General features: G+C 48.2%; 21 protein-coding genes and 2 pseudogenes. 14 read left to right on the top strand and 9 right to left on the bottom strand.

Annotation, left to right across the window (positions count from 1 at the left end):
- Positions 1-31: 31 nt before the first annotated feature.
- The 3 genes from purM to Q0628_RS03765 are packed head-to-tail and all read right to left on the bottom strand — an operon-like array spanning position 32 to position 3,066.
- Positions 32-1,057, bottom strand: a complete 1,026-nt coding sequence (purM, locus tag Q0628_RS03775) for a phosphoribosylformylglycinamidine cyclo-ligase (protein WP_298768296.1) — start codon at positions 1,055-1,057, stop codon at positions 32-34.
- A gap of 41 nt (positions 1,058-1,098) precedes the next feature.
- A complete protein-coding gene (locus tag Q0628_RS03770; protein WP_298768294.1) occupies positions 1,099-1,896 on the bottom strand; it encodes a cyclic nucleotide-binding domain-containing protein in 798 nt (265 codons plus the stop codon).
- A gap of 3 nt (positions 1,897-1,899) precedes the next feature.
- Positions 1,900-3,066 (bottom strand): ABC transporter substrate-binding protein, encoded by a 1,167-nt coding sequence (locus Q0628_RS03765; RefSeq protein WP_298768292.1) that lies wholly within the window; start codon positions 3,064-3,066, stop codon positions 1,900-1,902.
- 119 nt (positions 3,067-3,185) lie between these two features.
- On the opposite strand from Q0628_RS03765, the gene Q0628_RS03760 reads away from it, so the two are divergent.
- Complete coding sequence (locus Q0628_RS03760; RefSeq protein ID WP_298768290.1) at positions 3,186-4,097, top strand: hypothetical protein; 912 nt, start codon at positions 3,186-3,188, stop codon at positions 4,095-4,097.
- A 76-nt stretch (positions 4,098-4,173) separates the two neighbouring features.
- Here the strand turns inward: Q0628_RS03760 and Q0628_RS03755 are convergent, their stop codons facing one another.
- Entirely contained in the window at positions 4,174-4,842 is a 669-nt protein-coding gene (locus Q0628_RS03755; RefSeq protein WP_298768288.1) for an NYN domain-containing protein, read from the bottom strand.
- Positions 4,843-4,950: 108 nt separating this feature from the next.
- Positions 4,951-5,895 (bottom strand): hypothetical protein, encoded by a 945-nt coding sequence (locus Q0628_RS03750; RefSeq protein ID WP_298768286.1) that lies wholly within the window; start codon positions 5,893-5,895, stop codon positions 4,951-4,953.
- A 432-nt stretch (positions 5,896-6,327) separates the two neighbouring features.
- Between Q0628_RS03750 and Q0628_RS03745 the strand changes: the two genes are divergently transcribed.
- Positions 6,328-6,546 (top strand): hypothetical protein, encoded by a 219-nt coding sequence (locus Q0628_RS03745; RefSeq protein WP_298768284.1) that lies wholly within the window; start codon positions 6,328-6,330, stop codon positions 6,544-6,546.
- An 86-nt stretch (positions 6,547-6,632) separates the two neighbouring features.
- On the opposite strand, the gene Q0628_RS03740 is transcribed toward Q0628_RS03745, so the two are convergent.
- Positions 6,633-8,450, bottom strand: a complete 1,818-nt coding sequence (locus Q0628_RS03740; RefSeq protein WP_298768282.1) for a penicillin-binding protein activator — start codon at positions 8,448-8,450, stop codon at positions 6,633-6,635.
- A 1-nt stretch (position 8,451) separates the two neighbouring features.
- Positions 8,452-8,766, bottom strand: coding sequence for a nucleotidyltransferase domain-containing protein (locus tag Q0628_RS03735; protein WP_298768280.1), 315 nt, complete (start codon positions 8,764-8,766; stop codon positions 8,452-8,454).
- A gap of 76 nt (positions 8,767-8,842) precedes the next feature.
- Between Q0628_RS03735 and Q0628_RS03730 the strand changes: the two genes are divergently transcribed.
- Positions 8,843-9,682, top strand: coding sequence for an MBL fold metallo-hydrolase (locus Q0628_RS03730; protein ID WP_298768278.1), 840 nt, complete (start codon positions 8,843-8,845; stop codon positions 9,680-9,682).
- 7 nt (positions 9,683-9,689) lie between these two features.
- On the opposite strand, the gene Q0628_RS03725 is transcribed toward Q0628_RS03730, so the two are convergent.
- Positions 9,690-10,439 carry a thioredoxin family protein gene (locus Q0628_RS03725; protein WP_298768276.1) on the bottom strand — a complete coding sequence of 250 codons (750 nt, stop codon included), beginning with the start codon at positions 10,437-10,439 and terminating at the stop codon, positions 9,690-9,692.
- A 95-nt stretch (positions 10,440-10,534) separates the two neighbouring features.
- Between Q0628_RS03725 and Q0628_RS03720 the strand changes: the two genes are divergently transcribed.
- A complete protein-coding gene (locus Q0628_RS03720; RefSeq protein ID WP_298768274.1) occupies positions 10,535-11,473 on the top strand; it encodes an FISUMP domain-containing protein in 939 nt (312 codons plus the stop codon).
- 128 nt (positions 11,474-11,601) lie between these two features.
- Here the strand turns inward: Q0628_RS03720 and Q0628_RS03715 are convergent.
- Positions 11,602-12,414 (bottom strand): annotated as a pseudogene (locus Q0628_RS03715) (KilA-N domain-containing protein).
- A gap of 200 nt (positions 12,415-12,614) precedes the next feature.
- On the opposite strand from Q0628_RS03715, the gene Q0628_RS03710 reads away from it, so the two are divergent.
- The 10 genes and pseudogenes from Q0628_RS03710 to Q0628_RS03665 form a co-directional block, all read left to right on the top strand.
- Positions 12,615-12,932 (top strand): hypothetical protein, encoded by a 318-nt coding sequence (locus Q0628_RS03710; RefSeq protein WP_298768270.1) that lies wholly within the window; start codon positions 12,615-12,617, stop codon positions 12,930-12,932.
- 165 nt (positions 12,933-13,097) lie between these two features.
- The gene (locus Q0628_RS03705) at positions 13,098-14,288 is read left to right on the top strand and encodes a DNA cytosine methyltransferase (protein WP_298768268.1); all 1,191 of its coding nucleotides are present in this window, start codon (positions 13,098-13,100) and stop codon (positions 14,286-14,288) included.
- On the top strand, positions 14,281-16,674 hold the full coding sequence (locus tag Q0628_RS03700) for an ATP-binding protein (RefSeq protein WP_298768266.1): 2,394 nt from the start codon (positions 14,281-14,283) through the stop codon (positions 16,672-16,674). Before Q0628_RS03705 ends, Q0628_RS03700 begins: the two co-directional genes overlap by 8 nt.
- Positions 16,671-17,654, top strand: a complete 984-nt coding sequence (locus Q0628_RS03695; RefSeq protein ID WP_298768264.1) for a response regulator — start codon at positions 16,671-16,673, stop codon at positions 17,652-17,654. The genes Q0628_RS03700 and Q0628_RS03695 overlap by 4 nt, the downstream gene beginning before the upstream one ends.
- 59 nt (positions 17,655-17,713) lie before the next feature.
- Positions 17,714-18,442, top strand: coding sequence for an HNH endonuclease signature motif containing protein (locus tag Q0628_RS03690; protein ID WP_298768262.1), 729 nt, complete (start codon positions 17,714-17,716; stop codon positions 18,440-18,442).
- Between the two features lie 29 nt (positions 18,443-18,471).
- The gene (locus Q0628_RS03685) at positions 18,472-18,630 is read left to right on the top strand and encodes a hypothetical protein (protein WP_298768260.1); all 159 of its coding nucleotides are present in this window, start codon (positions 18,472-18,474) and stop codon (positions 18,628-18,630) included.
- Between the two features lie 222 nt (positions 18,631-18,852).
- On the top strand, positions 18,853-19,704 hold the full coding sequence (locus tag Q0628_RS03680) for a DUF2971 domain-containing protein (RefSeq protein ID WP_298768258.1): 852 nt from the start codon (positions 18,853-18,855) through the stop codon (positions 19,702-19,704).
- Positions 19,705-19,797: 93 nt separating this feature from the next.
- Positions 19,798-21,300 (top strand): LlaJI family restriction endonuclease, encoded by a 1,503-nt coding sequence (locus Q0628_RS03675; RefSeq protein WP_366979035.1) that lies wholly within the window; start codon positions 19,798-19,800, stop codon positions 21,298-21,300.
- A 197-nt stretch (positions 21,301-21,497) separates the two neighbouring features.
- Positions 21,498-21,917: pseudogene (locus tag Q0628_RS03670) on the top strand (ORF6N domain-containing protein); the annotation flags it as partial.
- A 131-nt stretch (positions 21,918-22,048) separates the two neighbouring features.
- The coding region (locus Q0628_RS03665; RefSeq protein ID WP_298768253.1) for a DUF4258 domain-containing protein at positions 22,049-22,263 on the top strand (215 nt) is incomplete at its 3' end.

The following is a 22,263-nucleotide window of genomic DNA, read 5'->3' as shown; positions in this document are numbered from 1 at the left end:
TCATCTCACATTCCACATTTCACACTTATCACTAGTCCCTGAACTTCACCTGCTTGGTGCCCTTCACGACTTCGCCGATCTGCACCCACTTTTCGCCCTTGGCTTCGAGGTGCGCGACGACTTCGGCCTTGTCAGAGGGGTCGATGAAGATGAGCATGCCCATACCCATGTTGAAGGTAGAGTACATTTCGTCCTTTTCAACAGAACCGGCCTGCTGGATGAGCTTGAAGATCATCGGCGGGTCCCATGTGGTGCGGTCGATAATCACGTCGACATCGTCCGGCAAGATACGCGGAATATTGCCCTGATAGCCCGAACCGGTAATGTGGGCAAGGCCCTGGATAATCTTCTTGTTGCAAAGATCGATGAGGCTCGGATAGTAGCTGCGGTGCGGAACGGCGAGAGCCTCGCCGATCGTCTTGTCCATACCGTCGACGAGAGTGTCGACCTTGTAGCCGGCAACGTCGAACAGCACCTTACGGGCGAGCGAGTAACCGTTGGTATGAAGACCGGTAGAAGGCAGACCGAGAATGATGGTACCCGGCTTGATCTTCTTGCCGTCGATGATGTTTTCGCGTTCGACGACACCGACGATTGTTCCGGAAATATCGTAGTCACCCGGACCGTAGAAGCCCGGCATTTCGGCAGTTTCGCCGCCAATGAGCACGAGACCGTTTTCACGGCAAGCCTTAGCCATACCGGCAACGAGCTTGTCCATGACACCCGGTTCCAGACGGCCGGTAGCCACGTAGTCCAGGAAGAACAGCGGACGCGCACCCTGCACCAGGATATCGTCACAGCAGTGGTTCACGATGTCCTGGCCCGGCAATTCGTGGGTGCCCATTTCGATATCGACCTTGAGCTTGGTTCCCACGCCATCCACGGAGCTCACCAGCACCGGGTCCTTCATGCCCAGGTGGTTCAGCGTGAACAGGCCACCGAAGTTGCCTACGTCGCCGAGGACACCTTCGTTGAATGTAGTACGTACGGATTTCTTGACACCGACCATCGCTTCGTCAGCTCGGGCCAGGGAAACTCCTGCGTCTGCGTAATTCATCTTTTTTCCTTCGCCCTATTTCGGGCATGTGTTCGCCCTAATTAGCGGGCATTTTGTTTTTCATCAATATTTCTGAGCGCATCCAGAATGAGGCTCGTGGTATCGGACATCTGGTTGATGTTCACGATATCCGGCATGAGATGGGTGTCGAGCTTGAAAAGAGTCTCGTCACCCCAGGAAAGCATTTTTTCGAGGGCGTCCGGACCTGCCAGTTTGCCGCACTTGGCACAGCAGATACGACCTTCCTGGAATGCGATAAAACCCTTTTCGCCATTGCATTCGAACATCACGGTACCCGTAATGCGGCTCTTTTCCATGGTCTGCGCAAAATCGATAAACGGAAGCACCTTGGCCGAGGCAAGAAGGGAAAGCCTTTCGAATTCATCGAAGGCCTTGTTCTTTGCACGCAAGCGGTCGGCAACCACCTTGTACAGGTACACCATGATGTTCGGGTTCTTGTCGAGGAACTTCACGAATTCCTCGCGGGGAATATGGAGCACGGTCGCGCCGTCCTCGCCCGCAATCACGGTATTGCTGGTGGGTTCGTTACAGAGAATGGACATTTCGCCGAAGCAGGTCCCCATTTCGAGGGTCGCGAGCGTATTGTAATGCCCATCGGGGAGAATCTGACCGCAAATGAAGCCGCGGCCGCTCTGCAGAACGCAGAAGGAATCGCCGGCGGTACCGCCGTTGATGATCACCTCGCCCGGTTCGTACTCGCGAATCTGGGCATTCAGGAGCAAATAGTCGGCACAATCCCTGGGAACCTGCTGCAAAAACGGCGTCCCAAGCTCATAATTCGCCGCAATCCAATCACCTATACCTGTATGTGGTTTCATGTGTCAAAAGATAAAAATATTATGGTACCAGTCAAAAGCGCGGCCCCTGGAAACGGGGGTATTTGTTGCATTATTTAAACATTCGCGCAGGTCCTTCGCGACTTCGGCGGGAAAAGTCACCGCACTCTCGTAAAAATCGTTGCCGCCGCCGGGCCCCTTGCGACCGTCATTCTGACAGACCCGCCTGTCCCTGAAAGCCTTGAGATAGGCCATGCGGGGTTCCGCCGCGACAATGTCCTCGGAATTCGAGAACATTCCCGGATTCACCCAGACGTCCGCACTGTCCGACCACTGCACAATCTCTTCGAGGCTGAACCGGAGCTCGCGACTCGTGTCGGATGCCCACAGGTAGCGACCGCCCGCCGCCTTGACAAGCTGCGCCGTATAGCTGCTACCGCCAGGAGCGTACCAGATGCCGCCATAGCTTGCGCCTACAATGACGCGTGGCCTTTCGGATTCCGGCACGGATTCCGAAAGCCTTGCGACTTCGAGATATTCGTTTTTACCTTGTTCGTAAACAGAGTCGGCGCGGGACTCGACCCCGAAGAGCTTTCCGAACAGCTTGATCCATTCCAGTTTAGCCAGAGGATTTTCTTCTTGCCATTCCGAAGTGAGCATGAGCGGAAGCCCGAGTGCCGCGATACGCCCGTAATCGTCGTGTTCGCCGCCTGTGGCAAAGTTCAGGACCAGGTCCGGCGCAAGCAAGACAAGCCTTTCTAGCTGAAGCGAAGGGCCGTTACCGACTTCGGCCACTTCACCCGATTTTACCCTATGGTACAGAGCGCTATCGACAACGTACTTGCCCTCGCAAACACCCACGATACGGTCGGAAAGCCCGAGGCGCAGCATATAGCCGATGTGCGACGACGAAAGAGCCGCCACCCGCTGCAGGGGTACCTGCAAAATGGTCGAGCCGGAAAGTTCGCGCGGAATTTCGCGTTCATCGCCGGGATTTCGCAGAACGAAACGGCGCACCAGGGTGTCACGACCGACAATCGAGCGGATTTCGGCCACGGACTCGCCATGGAGGTCACCCAGGCGCAAATTGCGGCTGTACTCCAGGGACGGAAGCTCGGACAGGGACCTCTTTTCGACATTTTCGGTGCCACAACTCCCCAAAAAGGCCGACAGAGCGACCGAGACGACCACTTTTCCACAAAAACTCCACATCCTAGTGCCTAAAAAATGTCGTAAATCGTTGATTTTTAACATCTTATGAAAATTTTTTATGCCAAATTCGTAAAACATAATGTATTTTATAATACCGAATAATATCAATGGAATCTTTTATGAAAACAAAGATAGCCTCTTTTTTGAGCATTGCAGTCCTCAGCCTGCTCACCCTCTCTACCGGAGCATTCGCCGAGGTCGACGAAGGATTTTACGAAAAGGACCACATCCGCGGGTTCATTTCTATCGGTGCCGACTACCGCGGCATGCGTAGCGAATACGCCAAGTACGTAAACCAGATCGCAAGAGCCAACTGGGGACACATCATCCAGATGGAAATTACCAAGCCCAACACCGACCCGGTCGAATACGACACCGTCGGCCAAAGACGCTGGGGCGAATTCAGCTACAACAAGTTCAACGACTACTACCTGGGCATACACTTCAATATCGGTGCCCAGTACAAGCAGTTCCTGACCTGGTTCGACTTCAACTTCATGCCGCCCCAGATTTCCGAACGCAAGAAGGACACCTACTCGGTGAAGCTCTCCAGTTCGGACCGTCCGCTTTCTAGAACCTCGTTCCCCCTCTTCGACGTGGAATGGTTCACCTACGGCGTGGACTGGATGTTCGGCTGGAAGCTCCTCGGCGAAGACACCTTCATCAACCTGATCCCGGCCGTCGGTTTCGGCTGCAACCTCATCAACTTCCACTTCGCGTCTGGCTTCGATATTGTCGAACGCGACAACGAAGAACATGTGGAAACCCTGCGTGACCGCTTCTACAGCACGCTCGCCACCACCGTCACGGCCGAAATGGAACTCCGCATCGAACTGGGCAGACTCGCCCTCGGCGCTTACGGCGGCTACCGCTTCGCCCGCTACAACGACCTGCAGTACGAAGGTTTCTCCATCGATTACGGTCCGAACAGGAACACTACCGACAACGTCGGCGACACCTGGTACCTCGGTCTGCGTCTCACCTGGTTCTTCCTGAGCGACTGGGAAAAGAAGCAAGCCGACAAGCTGTAATACCCCGAACTAGAATCCTTACCCTAAAGCAAGTTTCTCGTAGATGCGCCTCGTACCGACGAGGCGCGTTTCATTTTCAGCAGACAGAACCCAGATTCTTTTTGGCCGGATTGTGTCCGAAGGGATGACAGCTTTGGAAGAATAGCGGACACGAAGGATCCGCCGCACCGGGCACGACTTCGGCCACCTTCTCCATGGCAACGTAATGCGCACAGGTTTCGCGGAGATACGAATCCGTTTTCCAGCGGATGGTCCGCTTGGCCTTCGGGTAAATAAAGTCCCAGCCCAGCACCAGCGTCGGAATGCCCATCAGGCGAAGCCTGTCGGGGAGCAGCGCGAACTGCCCCTGCGTAGTGAAGAGCACCGCAGCCTCCATGCGGCAGTAAGTGGCAAACAGCATGGCATCTTCCATGAGCTTGAGGTTCGGCCCCGCCGCACCCCCGACTTCGCTATAGTGGACCTGGTAACCGACCGACCGCAATTCGTGCTCGAGACGCAGGACGCCCTCGACATCGCGGCCGTACACGTGCGGATTCCGGTAAGGATGATAGTAATGCGACTCCATTTCGACATCGCGGACCTCGCCCGGCGAAAAGTAACGGAGCGCGTTAACCTGCACCCAGAGCTTGAGCCCCCTGAAATCGAGATTCGAATGAAAACGATGATGCTCACGATAGTACTCGTTGACTTTCTTGAGAGTAAAGCCGTCCAAGAAAAAGCCGACCCGTAGTGCCGGTTGAGCCATATATCCTCCGATTTAGCGAACTGTCCTTGTAATACACGCATAAACCGGCGGCACCGAGCCCGCACTCATGGTTAAAAATTGTTAACAAACTATCGGATTAAAAACTGGCTAGAGGAGCTTACGCTTCTTCAAGTCGTCCATCAGAGAACCGGGCATCCAGCTTTCGAGCGCCTTGAACTTGGGATCGTCGAGCTTGCCGCGCCACGCCGCAGCCTTGTCCGTGTCGCCCTTGTCGCTGTAGATGCGGATCAGGTTCAGCACGGAACACCAGTAGCGGATAGAGGCTCCGGTACGCTTAAGATAGTCCGCGGCGCTCTTTTCGTAGATTGCGGCGGACTCTCCGTAGCGCTTGAGACGGTAGAGCATGTCGGCCTTGATCTGCAGCATGACCGGATGCCCCGGGGCGCGCAAAAGTCCGCGTTCGGCAAGCTTGAGCCCCGTCGCGAAATCTTCCTTGTCGTAATACATCCAAATGAGCGAAGTCAGGAACAGCTGCCAGAAACGGCTGGACTTGACCGAGGCGCTATCCAGGGTAGCAAGGTACTGTTCGCGGTTGTCGGACTTGAACGGAACCCAGCTGAAGCTCTTGTCGATATAGTAGGCGTAAATGGCAAAGAAGGCCTGCGCCTCGAGTTCCTTGGAATCCTCGAAAACCTTGGCCGCAGAACGCGTAGTCATGGCCCCCTTGACCGAGTGTCCCGTCTCGCCCTGGACATAGCCGATCTCGAACTTGCGGAGCGCATCCCACAAGCCGGACGTCTTGCAGCTCTCGAGGAACTTGCCCGCCTTGACCAGGGCGGTCGTGTCGCCCTTGTCATCGTAAATGCTGATGCGCACCATGTTCTCGAGCACGCAGCCTGCCCCCTCGTTTATGTCGCGGAGCCTTTTCGCATGGCCGAGCGCCTCGTCGTAATGCAGAGCCATGGTCGCCGAAGTCGTCTTGGACCAAAGATCCATCTGGGATGCAGGCAGGGAAAGCGTCAGGGAATCGGAAGCAAAGCCCCAGACGGCACAGGCAAGTACAATTGACAATAGGCGCAGACGCATCAACATAAAGGTAGAAATTTCGGGTGCCGCTGTTGATAGATTATGGATAGTTTCGCAATCTGCACAATCTATCCACACCGATCCGGGACGCACCTGCTGCAAATGCGGGGCTCCGGAACAAGCTTTTTCTTACTCCAAGCTGGAATAATTCGCTCATTGCAAAAAACATGTCCTCCGCATCGAAAATTGAAAACGCAACTTTTTGACATTCAACAACTTACAGCAGCAATTCCCGATTCGAGAGCCGAAAATGACATTTTTGGCGAAAATTACGAAAAAATGTTATTTTTCCGACTTTTCGAGACATCACTTGCGCCCATGTAAAAAAAAATCTATAACATCAATAAGAAATCAACAATATCTCAACATATCAACAACAAATAAACATGTAAAACTTTAATTCAAAATACAACCAGGGATTTCCCAGACGGAGGTCTTATGAGATTTTTCCATAAAACATCTGCTTTGTCATTCTACTTGATCCACTCCGGGTTCAAGGCCTTCAAGGACCGGGTCAAGGAGGAACTCGCCGCGACAGGCGGCGGAAACCTGGACGACCTCATGGACGACGACAGCCTGCACGCCTACTACCGCAACGGGGATTCCCCCGACTACGTGGCAGCCACGCTATGGAACCCCGTCATGGAAGAGGACTAACCTTCCGACAGAATTCTTTCTCTCCTCCTAGATACAAAGAGAGTCCCGCAGATTTCTGCGGGGCTCTCTTTATAAATGCCTTGCGGCTACTTCTTGTCGGGGGCCGCGGCGGGAGCCGGGCAGCCGTCAAGAATCTCGAACTTGCCCTTGTTCACGGTCACGATCTTGGTGTTCGCGTTCACGCCGCGCTTGAAGCGGATTTCGCCATAGACGCTCGGGAAGTTTGCGGTATTGTTAATGGAGTTCGTGAGGCTCTTCGGCTGCTTGGCCATGGAACTGAACACGATGTTCGCCGCATCGTAGCTTAGGCCGCTGACCTTGTCTTCGCCGGGTTCTGCTCCCCAGCGTTCCTTGAAAGCGTCGGCGAACTTCTTGAAATTCTCGTTGTCGTTGCCCATGTCCATGGCGGGCACGCTGAAGTAGGAGCTGTCCACCTGACGCTTGCCCTGGATAAGGAGCTCGCGGCCGTACCAGCCGGAAGCACCGAGCAGCACGCCGGAAATCTTGTTGAAGGCGACCTGACCCGCCATGAGGCCCGCATCGCCCGGGTTCGTGGCCGGAATGAACACGCCCGGAATGTTGAAGGTGGAATCCTGCATGTAGGAGCGGCGTTCCTTGGCGTTGACCGCGTCGAGGTCGCTTGCGCCACGGGCTATGTTCCTGCGGCGGTTGAGCTGCTTGAAGCGCACGTCGCGCAGCAGGTCAAACTCGGTCTTGTAGTCGGGGCGACCCTCTTCGTAGTTGCGGAAGGCGATGATGTTGCCACCGCGGCGTTCGACCGCCTGGGTAAAGCTCTGCGACATGGAGGCGCCATAACCGCCCAGCGGGGAAAGGATAGCGAACTCACGGATGTCGAGGCACTTGGTCGCGAAGTCGGCGATGCTTTTCGCCAGGTTATCCATGGTGATGTTCACCTGGAAAATGTTCGGACCCATCTTGGCGATACCGTCGTCGGTGGCCGTCGGGGTAAGCATCGGGATATTCTGGAAGTTGCTGCCGAGCCAGGCTGCGACGGTTGCCGCCGGGGCACTCATGATGGGGCCCACGATGGCGACGATGCTATCCTGGTTCACGGCCTGCTGGGTGCGGAGCAGGGCCAGGGCCGCATCGGCACGGGTGTCGGCCACGCGGATATTCACCTTGTTCTTGAGGCCCGCCTTTTCGTGGGCAAGAATCACGCCCTGGATTGCGGCGACGCCGAATTCGGCATAGTCGCCGGACAGCGGGGCGAGAACCAGGACCGTCGGCATACCGGCGCCCTGATCTTCAAGGGATTCAAGACCCTTCTGTGCCGTGCTCGCGAGATTCTCGGCGATTTCGCTATTGGAAAGAACCTTCTTGTACCAGTAGCGGGCGGCGCGGTAGCGCTTGGAATTCTGGCATTCGCGGCCCATCTGCAGCTGCATCCAGCCGATCACGTCGCGGTCGACGGGGTACTTTTCGAGGAGCGCCTGCAGCTGGTCGGCCGTAAGCAGCGAGGCCGCGAGCGTCTGGATGGCGACATCCTTGGTGCGGCTGCGGGCGGCCGGATTCTTGGTATAGGCGAGAATACGGAGCATGTCCTCGACACCTTCGTACACGCTGCCGGTCTCGACCATGGCGATCGCCTTGGCAAGTTCGACGCGTTCGCGGTAGTCCGTGTTCACGTAGTATTCCAGGAACCTGGATGCCGTGGCGAAGACATCTTCGCGGCGGTGTTCGCGCAGGTAGCACTCCGTGAGCATGACCGCGGCCTTTTCGCCCGAGGACTTGCGGAAGCTGGACTTGAAAACCTTCTGGAGCGGGGCAATCGCCTCGGCGCACTTGCCGTTCTGGATTAGCGACTTGGCTTGGGAGACTTCGTCTTGTGCAAAGAGAGCTGTCGCGAGGACCGCCACCAAAGCGAGGGGGAAAAAGCGTTTCATACTAGGATTCCGCCGCATTCTGGACTACTTCGTGTTCTTTCTTGATTTGTTTCTGGATCGATTCCGGAAGCTTGGCCCAGTCCATGACGTCGACCCTGAACGGAAGTCCGCTATCCACGAAAGCCTTTTCGACAGCGGTCATCGCCTCGAAGGAAAGCGGCTTTTCAGAAAGAACTACCAGTTCCAGATCCGTGTCGGGAGTCAGATCCACTCCTGTGGCACGGGCACCGTGGGCCCAGACTTCCATGCCCTCGAAATGGAGGGAAAGGATACGCTGGACCGTTTCCAATTGATCAGATTCTATGCATAAAGCCATACGGACACCAAATATAGTAAAGTTGGCCCCTGCGCCCCCCCGGACAGGCCGCCAATTTGGCTACTTTAGGGACAATATGCTCATCAAGATCCTAATCGACAACATCGAGGGCCTCTGCGATTCCCGCAAGCTATTCGGCGAATGGGGACTTTCCGTGTACGTGGAATTCGAGGGCAGGCGCTACCTGCTGGACACCGGAGCGTCGCACCTGTTCGCGAAAAACGCAAGGGTCATGGGAATCGACCTCTCGAAAATAGACTCGGGTATACTGAGCCACGCGCACTACGACCACAGCAACGGCATGGCGAAATTTTTCGCCATGAACAGGAGCGCGCCCTTCTACCTGCGCAAGGGCGCAGCCGAAAACTGCTACCATACACACAAACTAATCGGCCCGTTCACCTACCACGAATACATAGGAATTCGCAGGGGCTGGCTGAAGCGTTTCGAGGAGCGCATCCGCTTTGTGGAAGGCGACCAGGAAATCGCCCCGAACGTCTACCTGGTACCGCACAAGACGGCAGGACTCGAAAGAATCGGAGAAACCGCACACCTGAGCGTCAGGGAAAATGGCCGGTACCGCCCCGACAGTTTCGATCACGAGCAGAGCCTTGTTTTCGACATGCCGCAGGGGCTGTTCGTCATGAACAGCTGCAGCCATGCCGGCGCCGACAATATCGTCAAGGAAGTCGAGGCGACCTTCCCGGGAAAGAGGATATTCGCGCTGCTCGGAGGCTTCCACCTTTTCCGCTACCCCGACGAACGGGTACGCGCCTTTGCCGAACGTCTGCGCGAACTGGACGTGCAGCAGATATACACCGGCCACTGCACCGGCAAACGCGCCTTCGAAATATTACACGAAATTCTGGGCGAACGCGCCCACCAGATGTCTACCGGCATGACCATCGAGGTCTAGCCGCCGGCTACTTGCAGGTAAAGCCCTGCAGTTCGAGCCCCGCACGCATCTCGCCGTAGGTCGAGGTACGCTTCATGTCCATGGCCTTCATGAATCGGCAGTCGTTGTCGATATGCATGCGAAAACCCGTGAGAGTCGGAGTCACCTCGCCCTTGCCGCTCGCCTGCATCCTCGCGAGGATCTGTTCACGACTGCCTTCCATTTCGGGCGGAATGAACCCGTCGGTCACGATATCCACGTTCTCGATTTCGTTTTCGCCGAACACGAAGGAGATAGTCACCAGATTCTTGATGCCGTTGAACTGGCCGTTCACCTTGCACACGAGATTCTTCGGGCTCTTCTTGTTGGACTTCCTGGCGGATTTTTTCGCAGGCTTTGGCGTGTACTGGAGCGCCTGCAGCATCTGTTCTTCCTTGACAACACCCACGAGGCGGTCTACAATCTTGCCGTCCTTTACCAGGAAGAATGTCGGAAAGGCCTGTATGGGGAGCGTTGCCTTGATGTTGTCGATGCCCGGTTCGTCGATCCCCACGGTGGCCACCTTGATGTCGGGGTACTTTTTCGCGATATCGATGAGGGTGGGAATCATGATGAGGCACGGTGGGCAGCTGGTGGACGTGACATCGAGAATCACCGGCCTGTCGGACTTGAGGACTTCCTTTTCGAAGTTCGCATCGTTGACCTTGACAATCCTGATATCCTCGGTCGCGAAAGCGGCCAAGAACATGGCGCACACAAAAAGCACAATTTGTTTCATAACATTCCCTTTTGAGAAAAAATATAGAAGAATATATATTTTATATATTTCCGCAAAGGATGAGAAACAATATGTTAAGCAAACTTTTTTACCCCATGGCCGCAATTGCGGCCATGGCAATCATTACCGCCTGCGGCGATGACGTGACCGAAGTAACCGAAGTGAACGAGACCGTAGGCATGCAGGTCGTCGAAAAGGGCGAATCCATGCCCAAGTGCGGCCCGAGCAACGTAGGCGCCATGGTCTACTCACTCGATTCCGCGAAAGCCTACTACTGCGCCGACAAAAAATGGAAAGTCCTGAGCGCCGAAAACGGAAACGGCAAGGACGGAAAGGATGGCGCAAACGGCAAGGACGGAAACGACGGAAAAGACGGCAAGGATGGAAACGACGGCAACGACGGAGAATCCTGTACGGCGCTGATTCTTGCCGACAGCAGCGGATACAAGATCGTGTGCGGCGGAGATTCCATGGGCGTGATACTCGACGGCGGGTTCGGCAACAAGAAGGACTACATCGTGGACGCCCGCGACCAGCGGATTTACAGGACGGTGACCATAGGCAAGCAGACCTGGATGGCCGAAAACCTGAACTACGACACCACGGGCGCCTGCTACGGCAACGACCCCATCAACTGCAACACCTACGGACGCCTGTACCGTTGGGAAGTCGCTAATGTCGCCTGCCCCGAGGGCTGGCACCTGCCTAGCAAGGAAGATTTCGAAACGCTGAACGAGACCGTGGGCACGAAACGCCTCAAGGCGAGCACCGGATGGACCGACGAGTCCCTGCTCAAGGATGTCGAGAGTTCCGGCTTTGCCGCGCTCCCCGGCGGATACGCGAACGACCTGGGCGTCTACCCGACCATATTCTCGAACGTGGGAATCAAGACCCGTTTCTGGACCACCACGAAGAGCCTGAACGACCACGAGATCGCCTATTATCAATATGTGGAACTGAACAGCGACAACGTGGTCACCGTCGACGAGACACTTTCGGCCGCGGGATTGTCCGTGCGCTGCATCAAGGACTAAGTCGCCCCAAAAAAAGTCATTTTCTGTCACTGATATTATCTATCTTTCGGGGCGGTGGCACTATGGAAAACGACACGTTCGGCGGCGCGATACTCGCATGGGTCAAGAGCCTCTAAAACCTTATTAGTTTATTTCAACAACTTGTTTTCCCCAATCGACTCCAGCACGGTCATCTGCGAAATCGCAATCTGGTTCAGCTTCTGCAGGCGTTCGGGTTGCGGCAGCCCTTACTTAATCAATACGGAATTCAGCGATTCCATATTCGAAAGGCAAATCAGCTGGTTAATTGAAGCGTAATCGCGAATATTACCTTTCAGCAAGGGGTTTTCATCACGCCATTCCTTGGCAGTCTTTCCGAACATTGCAACATTGAGCATATCTGCTTCATCAGCATACACGAAAGATTTCTGCAGTGCAGTGAGCTTTGGAGGAATTAGATTCTGCTTGATAGCGTCGGTATGTATGTGATAATTGATTTTCGCCAGTTCCCGTTTAGCGCTCCATCCAATTTGTTTTTGCTCTTCTTCTTTAAGCCGCTGGAATTCCTCAATAAGATACAACTTAAACGATACACTTATTGCCGAGCCAAATTCAAAAGCGATGTCCTTATGGGCGTAAGTGCCGCCATAACGCCCTTTCTTTACGACTATGCCAATGGCATTCGTTTTCTCAATCCATTCACTACAACTCAGCACGAATGAGGGCAATCCGGCCTCCTTCCTAAAGTGGTCAAATTCGACCACTTTAAAACCAGGATTGTGAATAGTTTCCCAAGTACCTAAAAATTCCAATGTATAACGATTGCGAAGCCAATTCTTTATAACATCGGCCGCACGAACATCATTTTCCTTGGCACCAGCCATATCCGTAAGACAAATGTAATCCTTGTTGTCTATATCCAAAACAGTTATTTTGGTGTTTTGAACATTAATTTGTGCCATTCTATCCTCCTGATTATTCGCTAGCGCGAGTGAAACCGCCTTGTTTGAAATTTTGAGCACTAGAACATTTGTTCACCAAATATAAATCCTCGCGCGGCCCCTGTCAAGAGATTTCTCGAAAATTAATTGTGGCGAATTCGCCATAATTAGCGAGTCATTTTCTGTCACTAGCATTATCTATCTTTCGGGGCGGAGGCCTTATGGAAAACGACACGTTCGGCGGCGCGATACTCGCATGGGTCAAGAGCGCAAAGGCGTTCCTGAAAGTCCAGGCGGGCACGGGCGACAACCTGCTCGAAGAAGACATCCGGGAAGGGTTCACCGACTATTGCCTATGGTCCACGTTCCGGCCGGATTGCATTGACACCGACGGCGAGCTTGACATGGAATGCCTGGACAGCGGCATGGTCCTGTTCAGGGAAAACTGCACCCCGCAAGCGGCGCTGGAATCGAGCTACCGGCAAGCCTTCGAAAAAGACTACGACGAGAACGATGTCGTAGTACTGATGGAAGAATGACGCCGGCCCCGCAACGCCCCGCTCCACGTAAGCAAAAAAAAGATGTTCCTATTTACCTAAATGGTGAAAATATGTATATTAAACTTGAGATATTGTATGCATTCAACATTTCTTGACAACAGGGCCAAAAGGCCTGGCAACCTCGTGAAAGGCATGGAGGCGTAAATGCGCTATATCGACATATTCGCAGGGTGCGGCGGCTTGTCCGTTGGTTTGCAAAATGCCGGTTGGCAAGGCATATTCGCTATTGAAAAAAATAAAGACGCATTCTCTACATTGAAGTATAATTTGATTGATCATGGTCATCATTTCCAGTGGCCCGATTGGTTGGATGTGAAAGAACATGATATCAAGAAATTTTTGGATGAAAACGAAGATAAACTTCGTGAGCTGGAAGGCCAGGTGGATTTGGTAGCAGGGGGCCCGCCTTGTCAGGGATTCTCACTTGCTGGAAAAAGGGATCTGAGCGATTCGCGTAACAAGCTTGTTAAACAGTATATAAGGTTTGTCAAGTTAGTCAAGCCCAGGGCGCTCATATTCGAAAATGTACATGGCTTTACCGTTCATTTTCAAAGCCAAAAGGGGCGAATTTCTCAATATTCGTCCTATGTCATAAACAAACTTGAAGATCTAGGATATCGTACAGATTCAAAAGTAGTTGATGTTTCTGAATATGGCGTTCCTCAAAAGCGACGCAGATTTATCCTTGTCGCAATGCTTAATGCGAATCCCTCCGAAGTATTTGCACATTTGGAGAGCAACAAAAGTAATTTCTGCCGAGAAAAAGGAATCAAGCAATCTACAACTATTCAAGATGCCATTGGCGATTTGGAAGAAGCGAACGGCACATGCCAGTCCCCCGATACCAAGCGGTTTCAGGCAGGATTCTATGGCCGTGCAGAATCGGGCTATCAAAGGCTGATGCGTCAAGGTCTCCAGAATCATCAGGGGGCCGTCGATAGCCATCGTTTTGTCAACCATTCTGCAACCGTAATTCAGTTGCATAGAGATTTGTTGGACAATGCTCCGAGAGGTAAGCGAATAACGCCCGATGACGGATATGTTGAAAATTTGAAAAGACGTGGTGTTACGGTCCTTGATGCAAATTCTCAGGCTCCAACGATCACATCGATTCCAGATGAACTCGTTCATTACGAAGAACCACGAATTCTTACCGTGCGAGAACAGGCTCGAATTCAAAGTTTCCCCGATTGGTTCGAATTTAAAGGAAAATACACTTCGGGCGGTAAATTAAGGAAGAAAGAAGTTCCACGTTACACACAAGTCGGGAATGCAGTCCCGCCATTATTTGCTGAACAGGTGGGAAGAGCCTTGATGGAGGTGATGAATGGATAAAAAAAGTTTTAGCGCCGCATCAGGGATTAAAGATCTTATCGGAAGAGACCTGATTACAAGTGATGAAATCGCCATTTTTGAATTAGTAAAAAATTCATATGATGCATATGCATCAAAGGTTGTTATAACATTTGATTATAACAGAATTGTTATTGCCGATAATGGCAAGGGCATGTCTATTAAAGACATTGACGAAAAATGGTTGAAAATTGGTTTTTCAGCAAAGCGTGATGGCACTGAAGATGACGATAAACAAAAATCATATCGTGATAACATTCGTCGCTTTTACGCTGGAGCAAAAGGCATTGGTCGCTTTTCTTGCGACCGTTTAGGAAAAAAATTAGAGTTAAAAACAAAGACAAAAAAAAATAATTTATATGATGTAATAAGAATTGATTGGGAAAAATTTGAAAAAGATCAAAGAAAGAAAATAGACGATGTTAAATTTGATCATGAGCAAATCGTTGAAAAAATTGTTTTTCCGCAAAAAAAGAATAGTGGTACAATTTTGGAAATTACCGATTTGCGAGATGCATGGGATAGAGACAAGATCCTGAATTTGAAAAGATCTCTTGAGAAATTAATTAATCCCTTTTCTGAAACGCAAGGATTTGAAATAGAGATTATTTGCGAAAACGAAAAAACGAGAGATTTAACAGAAACTCATGACAGTAAGATTGTTAATGGGACTATAAAGAATAGCATTCTAGATGTAATTAATTTAAAGACAACTAAAATTGAAGTACGATTAGATGGGACAACGATTGAAACCACTTTAACGGATCGCGATGTTATTGTTTATAAAATAAGAGAAAAAAATAAATACAAGAGTCTTTCGTCTGCCCAAATATGTCTTTATTTTTTAAACAAATCAGCGAAGATAAATTTTAAAAAAGTAATGAATGTAGATCTCGTTGGATATGGTTCCATTTTTCTATTCCGTAATGGTTTTAGAATCTTACCATACGGGAACAATGGCGATGATAGCTGGGGATTGGACCATCGTGCTGCTCAAGGCTATAATCGTTTTTTAGGAACAAGAGATTTGTTTGGAAGGGTCGATGTTCAATCAAATGATATTAATGAATTCAAAGAGGTCTCTAGCAGAGATGGTGGTCTAATTGAATCTGAGGCGACATTACAACTAAAAAATTTTTTTGATACTGCTCATAGACGCTTAGAACGCTATGTCGTAGGTGTTTTGTGGGGTGAGGGCTTTTTAAAAAAAGAATATTTCAAGAATGTTGAATTGGCGTATAAAAGCCGTGAGCTTTTAAAAAATGATAAAAATTTATCATCCCCTGAAGTTGTAATAAAAGAAAATCTTGGGAGTAAGATCGATTTTGTTCAATTAATAAAAGCTTTGATTTTCGACAAGAATATTGAAGTTGAATATTACAATAAAGATTTAATAAATATATTCGACGATCCTTCATTATTTGATGAAGCTAATCCTCAGATAATAGATGAACTTGATGATTTGGCTAAAAACGTTGTTGACAGTAATTGGCTCAATTCCTACGAGTCAATCAAACAAAAAGTAAAAAAACTTCAAAAAGAAAAAGAGACTGCAGAAAAACGCGCTGACGAAGCAGAAGCAAAAATGCGTGAAGAAGAAGCCGCCAAGGATCAGGCACAATATGAGGCTAAATATGCAAAAGCTCAACAGGCGCGGGCCGAAGCAAAAAGCGCCCAGATTGAACGAGAGAATATGTTCTTGACGTCGGATGTCAATTCTGATGTTAAACAGCTTATTTCATTGCAGCATACGATAACACACACTTCTCACAGCATTCGTTCTACGCTTGATGACGCAATGGAAGCTGCTAAAAATAAAGATATTGACACAATTGTTGCCAAACTAAATGATATATACCTATTAAATCAGCAAGTAGAAACTATTTCGGGTTTGGTAAGCAAAGTTAATTACAATGTAAGAGCGAATAAAATAAATAAAGATTTCATCGCGTTTGTCAATGATTATATTGAAAACTTCTGCCAGACAAGTTATAAAGAATTTTCGTTCCATGTAGCGCAAACTGACGCTATCTGGGAGACAAAATTTGAAGCAATCAAGATAATAATCATCATTGACAATTTACTCTCAAACTCAAGTAAATTCGATGCGAAAAACATCTACATTGATTGGAAAATTTCTTCCGATTTTATTGATTTGATTTATCGTGATGATGGAGCTGGAATTCCTGAAGAAAATATGTCCAAAATTTTTAATTACCGATTTTCGACAACAGATGGAGGTGGCTTAGGCCTCTATCATGTAAAAACAATAATGGAATCAGATTTCTCAGGGACAGTCAAAGCGCAATCCAAAAAAGGGAATGGCGCTGAATTTGCATTACACTTTTCAAAAAGAGGGATGAAGTGAGTTTAAAGTACAAAATCTTGTGGGTTGATGACCACAAGGACGATTTTGCAAAAGAAGAAAAATCTTTGCACAAATTCATCAAGTCACTATTTTATGAACCTCAGATCGATTTCTGTGAAGATTTAGAATCGGCAGAAGAATTTGTGAATTCGGATAAATATGATGTTATTTTTTCTGATTACAATATCGATGAAGATCGTGGCGATGACTTCATATCGTTTATTCGTGACAATAGCGTAAATACGGAAGTCCTGTTTTATTCCGGACAAAGCGAGTTGCCGGACAAAAAATTAGACCGCGTTTCGTTCTTTTTTGAAAATACAACAAGATGGGAAGACAAACTTTTAAAAAAAATGAAAGATCTAATTTTGCTCACAGTTGGCAAGATGAACGATTTAAACAACCTTCGCGGTCTTGTCATGGCTGAAGTGAGCGAGCTTGACAATTTGATGGAAGATATTATTCGAGAATTTTATTCTAAGAAGGGGTCCGCATCGACGGAATGGACGGATTTCAAAAATAAAATAATAAAGGAAATACAAAAATCAACTTTAAAAAAGGTTAAAAAAGGCCTTGTTGACATCATTAAAGCAAACGACAACGAAAAAGGATTTATTGTAGAAAAAGGCGAATGCCCTAAAAATTGCACACATGTTTGGATGAATGCAAAAAATATTGAGGAAATCCTTTCAAACTTTGATTTTGACTCATCGAAAAAAGCTCATACGATCAATGAAATTCTGAGAAAGGTTTCTATATCAAGGAAATTTATTTTCAAAGACTATGACGAGAATATCATACAAATTCGTAACAATCTTGCACACTCTAAAAGTGTCATGATAAAAGGTAAAGAAGTCCTTGCCACGAAGAAAAAAGGTGATATTATCTTTACAGAAAAGGACTTTGTAACCATCCGTAAAAGCATTGCGTACCATCATGAATTATTTGAAGAACTCTTAGAGGTTGTCAAAACAGCTTAAAAGCTGGTTCTGTACCTAGATTAAAAATTTTTATTTATCCATTTCAGAAATAGAAAATTATGCAAGATTTAAATACCTTTTATGATTGGATGTTGCGTTCTGCAATAAAAACTAAATCTACAGCACGTCACTACAAGAGTGGATTAAGCGCATGTTCTAAAGATTTTATTGAATGGAGATTGATTGACAAACCTTTGACAGAAATGTCTTTGAGTGAATTAGAGGTTGCTATACAGAAAGCTTCTTTGAGCAGTTTGTTCAACGAGAAGAATGATCGGGGAAACAACATGTATAGTAATTCTTTGAAACAGTATAGGAACTTTTTAGCGGATAACGGAGCTTTGCTGTGTGATTCGTCTTACGAACAGTTTATTGGCGAGACAAGAAATCAAACCGAACGAGAGGCGATTATCCGTTCGAGAATAGGGCAAGGCTTATTTCGAAGGAAATTATTTGAAAAATATGAGGGGCGTTGTGTTGTAACTGGAATAAATGACAAACGCCTGCTTCTTGCAAGCCATGTTCGTCCATGGTCAGTTAGTACGAACGAACAGCGATTGAGCTCTGAAAACGGATTGTTACTGAGTCCTCTTTATGACAGATTGTTTGATGTAGGCTTGATAACTTTTGATGACGATGGCAGAATTATTTGTTCTACAGAACTTGATAATCAAAATATTGATTTATTAAATATTGATAGAAATCGTAGATACGAATTAAAAACAACCGCAGAATTTATAAATAATTTAAGATATCACCAAAAAATTATTTTCCTTGGTGGAAAATAAAACAAATCATTTAATGTATGGTGCTATATATGAAACCAAATATTTTTTTCTTCTTCTCTGGCTCTGGTTTTCTCGATCTCGGTTTTGAACAATCGGGTTATGATATAAAGTTTGTTAATGAATATTTGCCGTCATTTATGAATGCGTATCAGTACTCTCGCGAGCAAATTGTTAAAATGGGGCGTTGAACAATTAGTCCCAATATATTTGGTATTCCTGAAACCATCTTTTGTGTGGGAGTGTTATCTCAAAGGTACTGTTTCCAAAAACAAACTAGTTGAAGCAATGCGAAAGATTCGTCTGGAAGATGTTTTTAGAAATGTGTTGAAATATCCAGACACGTTGCAATATATGGAATAGTAACGGCTAAAAATATGCTATATCCATCTTGCGTAGATTTAGAACAAGCGATGCCAATAGAAGGTGGTAAGTATTTATTTCATTATACTTCGTATTCGTCGGCATTAGGAATATTACTTAGTCAGCAAATGCGATTAAGTTCGCTTGTCAATATGAATGATCCGTTGGAATTTCAAGACCACCATAATGATGGCGTTGTTTCTAACGACAATCCCACAAACGAGGAATGTGCAGCACGGCTCTTCATGTTCTTAAACGCCGTGACAGAAAAGGAAAATTCTGTACGATTGGCCTGTTTTTCAATGGATACTCCTTTTCCAGATAAATCGGAGCGTGGTCAGACAAATTATTATAATAATTTGTCAAAAGGGTGGGCTCGTTCAAGGATGTGGGCTCAATATGCGGATAATCATAAAGGAGTCTGTTTAATATTTGACAAGTTGTGTTTAGAAAAAGAATTTAAGGGTTCTTTTGAAAAAAGTTCTTGCGAAACCTTTTGTGATGTAGTCAATTATACAAATAATCTTAACCCGATAAGAAATGCTTTTGATCAATCTTGCGAATCGTTTTTAACCCCAGATCGAATAAAATTTCTGTATCAAAAATGCGAAGATTTTAGAGATGAACAAGAATATCGGCTACTACTTATAAACAAAGCGTTAAAGAGTACCGGTGAACTTGTTTCGTTCTCCGTGGCAAATTCCTTATGCGGCGTTATTACCGGAGCGAGATTTCCCGAAGAAAATAAATCGTCTTTGGAAAAGGCGATGGATTGCTGCAATCCTAAAATGAAACGATTCTCAATTTGGTGGGATTATGGCGAGCCAAACTTAAATGATCCTGCTTATTGGAAGTCACTAATGTCTGAAGACACGGCGGATGAGAACAACTTTTCGCGTTAGGGATAGTGACCCCTTGGGGACAAGACTCGCATAGCGAGGCTTGGTTCTAGGAGGCGAGCGGCAAGCGTATGCGCTGGCGATTGCCTCTAGAATATAGCCCGACCCGGCAGGAGCCGGGGAACGCCCAAGAAAAACCAGAACCTGTTCGTCTTTGTTGCCAAGAACAAGCATAGCGGAAACAACCGGATTAACTGGCTGCGGACCATTGCGAAAAAGACGCCCTTTATTCAAGGCGATTCGCCAATCTACATGGAACTGGTGAACAAGAAGAAGTTTTTCGATCTGGATGACCGTCTGCTTGTTCTGTATTTCTCCGCGATGAAGTTTATCCAGGACGAGTTCGGGTTCGAAATGCCGCAGAGCGAGTTCTACGTTCCGCTCAAAAGGCAGGAGTTCGCACGCCTTCTGGAATGCGAACGCGGGCAGCGCGAGCTTCGCCGTATCAAGTACAAATATTTCGAAGACCGCCTGCTGAAACTCTACAACATAATGGAGGCGTTTTTCCGTTGGGGCGCCAGGTACACCAACAAGAACGTAAAGGCGAAGGAATACCTGATTGCAAATTCGTTCAACAACGTTTTCGAGGCGATGATCGACAGCCTCATCAGCGATCAGGATAAAGAAGTCGCGAAGTTGAAGAAAAACGAAGACGGCAAGATAATCGACCACCTGTACAAGGAAAAGTCGCTGATATTCGCCGACGGGAGCGAAAGCATTTGGCACATTGGCGATAGCAAGTATTATAAAGAAGAAAACGAGGTGCTCGGCCAGTCGGTTGCAAAGCAGTACACCTACGCCAAGAACATTGTCCAGGACTTTTTCTCTCCCGATTTTGTCGATGGCAATGACGAATGCTATAGTTCGGGTGTCCATCAAGGAGTTCGCTACAGGGACTCGGTGACGGAAGGCTACAGCGTCACGCCGAACTTCTTTATCCGCGGATTTGTCCCAAAGTACGAAAACGACGGCCAGTACGACGATCCGTATTTTTCGAAGAAAGGCGAAACAAAGGATATCGTTGAGCCCAGCGAAGATGATATGTGGGGCAAGCGCAACCGCCATTTCCGCAATCGCCTCTTTGACCGCGACACGCTCCTGCTGAAGGTGTACAACATAAACTTCTTGTACGTGCTAAAGACCTACACCTCTAAGCATTCGTCCCTACGTGACGAATTCAAGAAGAAGACCCGAAAGAGATTCCGCGAAGATTTTTTGGAGCTGCTGGGCGACAATTACTACTTCTGGGCCGTATATTTGCCGGACTGGCAAAAACCCGATTATGCAGAACGGCTCCAGGATTTTGTTGACCGCCATTTCCATGCGCTAGTGGGCCGCGTGTTCCAACCCGCAGGAACGCCGCATTGCCTGATACTCGCGCTGGAGCAAAGTGCCGTGAACATTTCGCTGAAAGGCGCCTTGGATAAAGATTACGAAAAAATTCGTCAAATTGTTAAAGACGAAAAGTGCGAAATGTTCCAAGTGTGGCCCCATGAAATTTGGGATAACGGTAATTCCCAGAAATGGGACGATGAAAGCCTGCAGCAAAACAAAGTCACTGAATTGGGTGTGGTTGACGCACTTGTAAAATTTCTTTAGGCCCCTTGCCAACTTTTTAGATATTAGGTACATTAAAGCTGCACGTGGTTCTCTGTCAAATGGAGAATCGCGTTTTTTTTATTCCGATTTTATCGAGGTCAAAATTTTTGACCTTGGTGCAGGAATAAGGGGACGCCTCTAACATCAACCAGCCGCAACATGCGGCAAATGGAGGCTATATGGCTAAAAAGAAAGATATGGCGGTTGCGCCAGTCAAATCGGAGTTCCCGCTTATTGACGAAACCCTGCTCAAATCGCGAATATACACCATTCGCGGGGTCAAGGTGATGCTCGATGCCGACCTGGCCGAGATTTACGGGTATACGACAAAGAGATTTAACGAACAGGTGAAAAATAATATCGAAAAATTTGATGAAGATTTTCGTTTCCAATTAACTTTAAAGGAGGCGGAAACATGTTCAAGGTCGAAAATTTCGTCCTTGAACAACAATCGACGGGGGACTAACATAAAATATGCCCCCTACGCCTTTACCGAACAGGGTATCTACATGCTCATGACGGTGCTCAAGGGCGAACGGGCGACTGCTCAAAGCAAGGCTTTGATTCGCCTTTTCAAGCAGATGAAGGACTGCAATGTGGAAAACCAGCAGTTGATTGGGGTTGATTTGTTCTGCTCAAAATATAGCCCTGCCGATAAGGACGAGGTGTAAAAAACATGTATTTCAATGTGTATTGTAATGTGTATTGACAAGTGTATATACATTTTCTATAATAGAGAGGTCAATAGATGAATATCACAAGGCACGCTTTTGAGAGAATGCGTGAAAGAGGATTCACCGTGGAAATGCTTGGAAAGGTTCTACGGAGAAAAGTCTTAGTACACGCCCCATCCGATAAAGAAGGTGTTTCTAAAATTATTACCGAGGTTGACAATCGATTTTGGACGTTAATTGTCTCTGACGATTTGAAAACTTTGATAACTGTAAGGAGAGCTCATGAAGA

Source organism: uncultured Fibrobacter sp., assembly GCF_937877005.1.
GTDB lineage: Bacteria > Fibrobacterota > Fibrobacteria > Fibrobacterales > Fibrobacteraceae > Fibrobacter.
Note: the sequence above shows the minus strand (reverse complement) of the source record. Positions and strands in the feature narration are given on the sequence as shown.

Bases quoted from the DNA above. Each gene is read 5' to 3' on its own strand.
- Q0628_RS03705 (WP_298768268.1), top strand. From the start codon at position 13,098: ATGCGCTATATCGACATATTCGCAGGGTGCGGCGGCTTGTCCGTTGGT.
- Q0628_RS03680 (WP_298768258.1), top strand. From the start codon at position 18,853: ATGCCAATAGAAGGTGGTAAGTATTTATTTCATTATACTTCGTATTCG.
- Q0628_RS03700 (WP_298768266.1), top strand. From the start codon at position 14,281: ATGGATAAAAAAAGTTTTAGCGCCGCATCAGGGATTAAAGATCTTATC.
- Q0628_RS03760 (WP_298768290.1), top strand. From the start codon at position 3,186: ATGAAAACAAAGATAGCCTCTTTTTTGAGCATTGCAGTCCTCAGCCTG.
- Q0628_RS03730 (WP_298768278.1), top strand. From the start codon at position 8,843: ATGCTCATCAAGATCCTAATCGACAACATCGAGGGCCTCTGCGATTCC.
- purM (WP_298768296.1), bottom strand. From the start codon at position 1,057: ATGAATTACGCAGACGCAGGAGTTTCCCTGGCCCGAGCTGACGAAGCG.
- Q0628_RS03685 (WP_298768260.1), top strand. From the start codon at position 18,472: ATGAAACCAAATATTTTTTTCTTCTTCTCTGGCTCTGGTTTTCTCGAT.
- Q0628_RS03765 (WP_298768292.1), bottom strand. From the start codon at position 3,066: ATGTGGAGTTTTTGTGGAAAAGTGGTCGTCTCGGTCGCTCTGTCGGCC.
- Q0628_RS03770 (WP_298768294.1), bottom strand. From the start codon at position 1,896: ATGAAACCACATACAGGTATAGGTGATTGGATTGCGGCGAATTATGAG.
- Q0628_RS03750 (WP_298768286.1), bottom strand. From the start codon at position 5,895: ATGTTGATGCGTCTGCGCCTATTGTCAATTGTACTTGCCTGTGCCGTC.
- Q0628_RS03740 (WP_298768282.1), bottom strand. From the start codon at position 8,450: ATGAAACGCTTTTTCCCCCTCGCTTTGGTGGCGGTCCTCGCGACAGCT.
- Q0628_RS03735 (WP_298768280.1), bottom strand. From the start codon at position 8,766: ATGGCTTTATGCATAGAATCTGATCAATTGGAAACGGTCCAGCGTATC.
- Q0628_RS03690 (WP_298768262.1), top strand. From the start codon at position 17,714: ATGCAAGATTTAAATACCTTTTATGATTGGATGTTGCGTTCTGCAATA.
- Q0628_RS03720 (WP_298768274.1), top strand. From the start codon at position 10,535: ATGGCCGCAATTGCGGCCATGGCAATCATTACCGCCTGCGGCGATGAC.
- Q0628_RS03725 (WP_298768276.1), bottom strand. From the start codon at position 10,439: ATGAAACAAATTGTGCTTTTTGTGTGCGCCATGTTCTTGGCCGCTTTC.
- Q0628_RS03710 (WP_298768270.1), top strand. From the start codon at position 12,615: ATGGAAAACGACACGTTCGGCGGCGCGATACTCGCATGGGTCAAGAGC.
- Q0628_RS03745 (WP_298768284.1), top strand. From the start codon at position 6,328: ATGAGATTTTTCCATAAAACATCTGCTTTGTCATTCTACTTGATCCAC.
- Q0628_RS03755 (WP_298768288.1), bottom strand. From the start codon at position 4,842: ATGGCTCAACCGGCACTACGGGTCGGCTTTTTCTTGGACGGCTTTACT.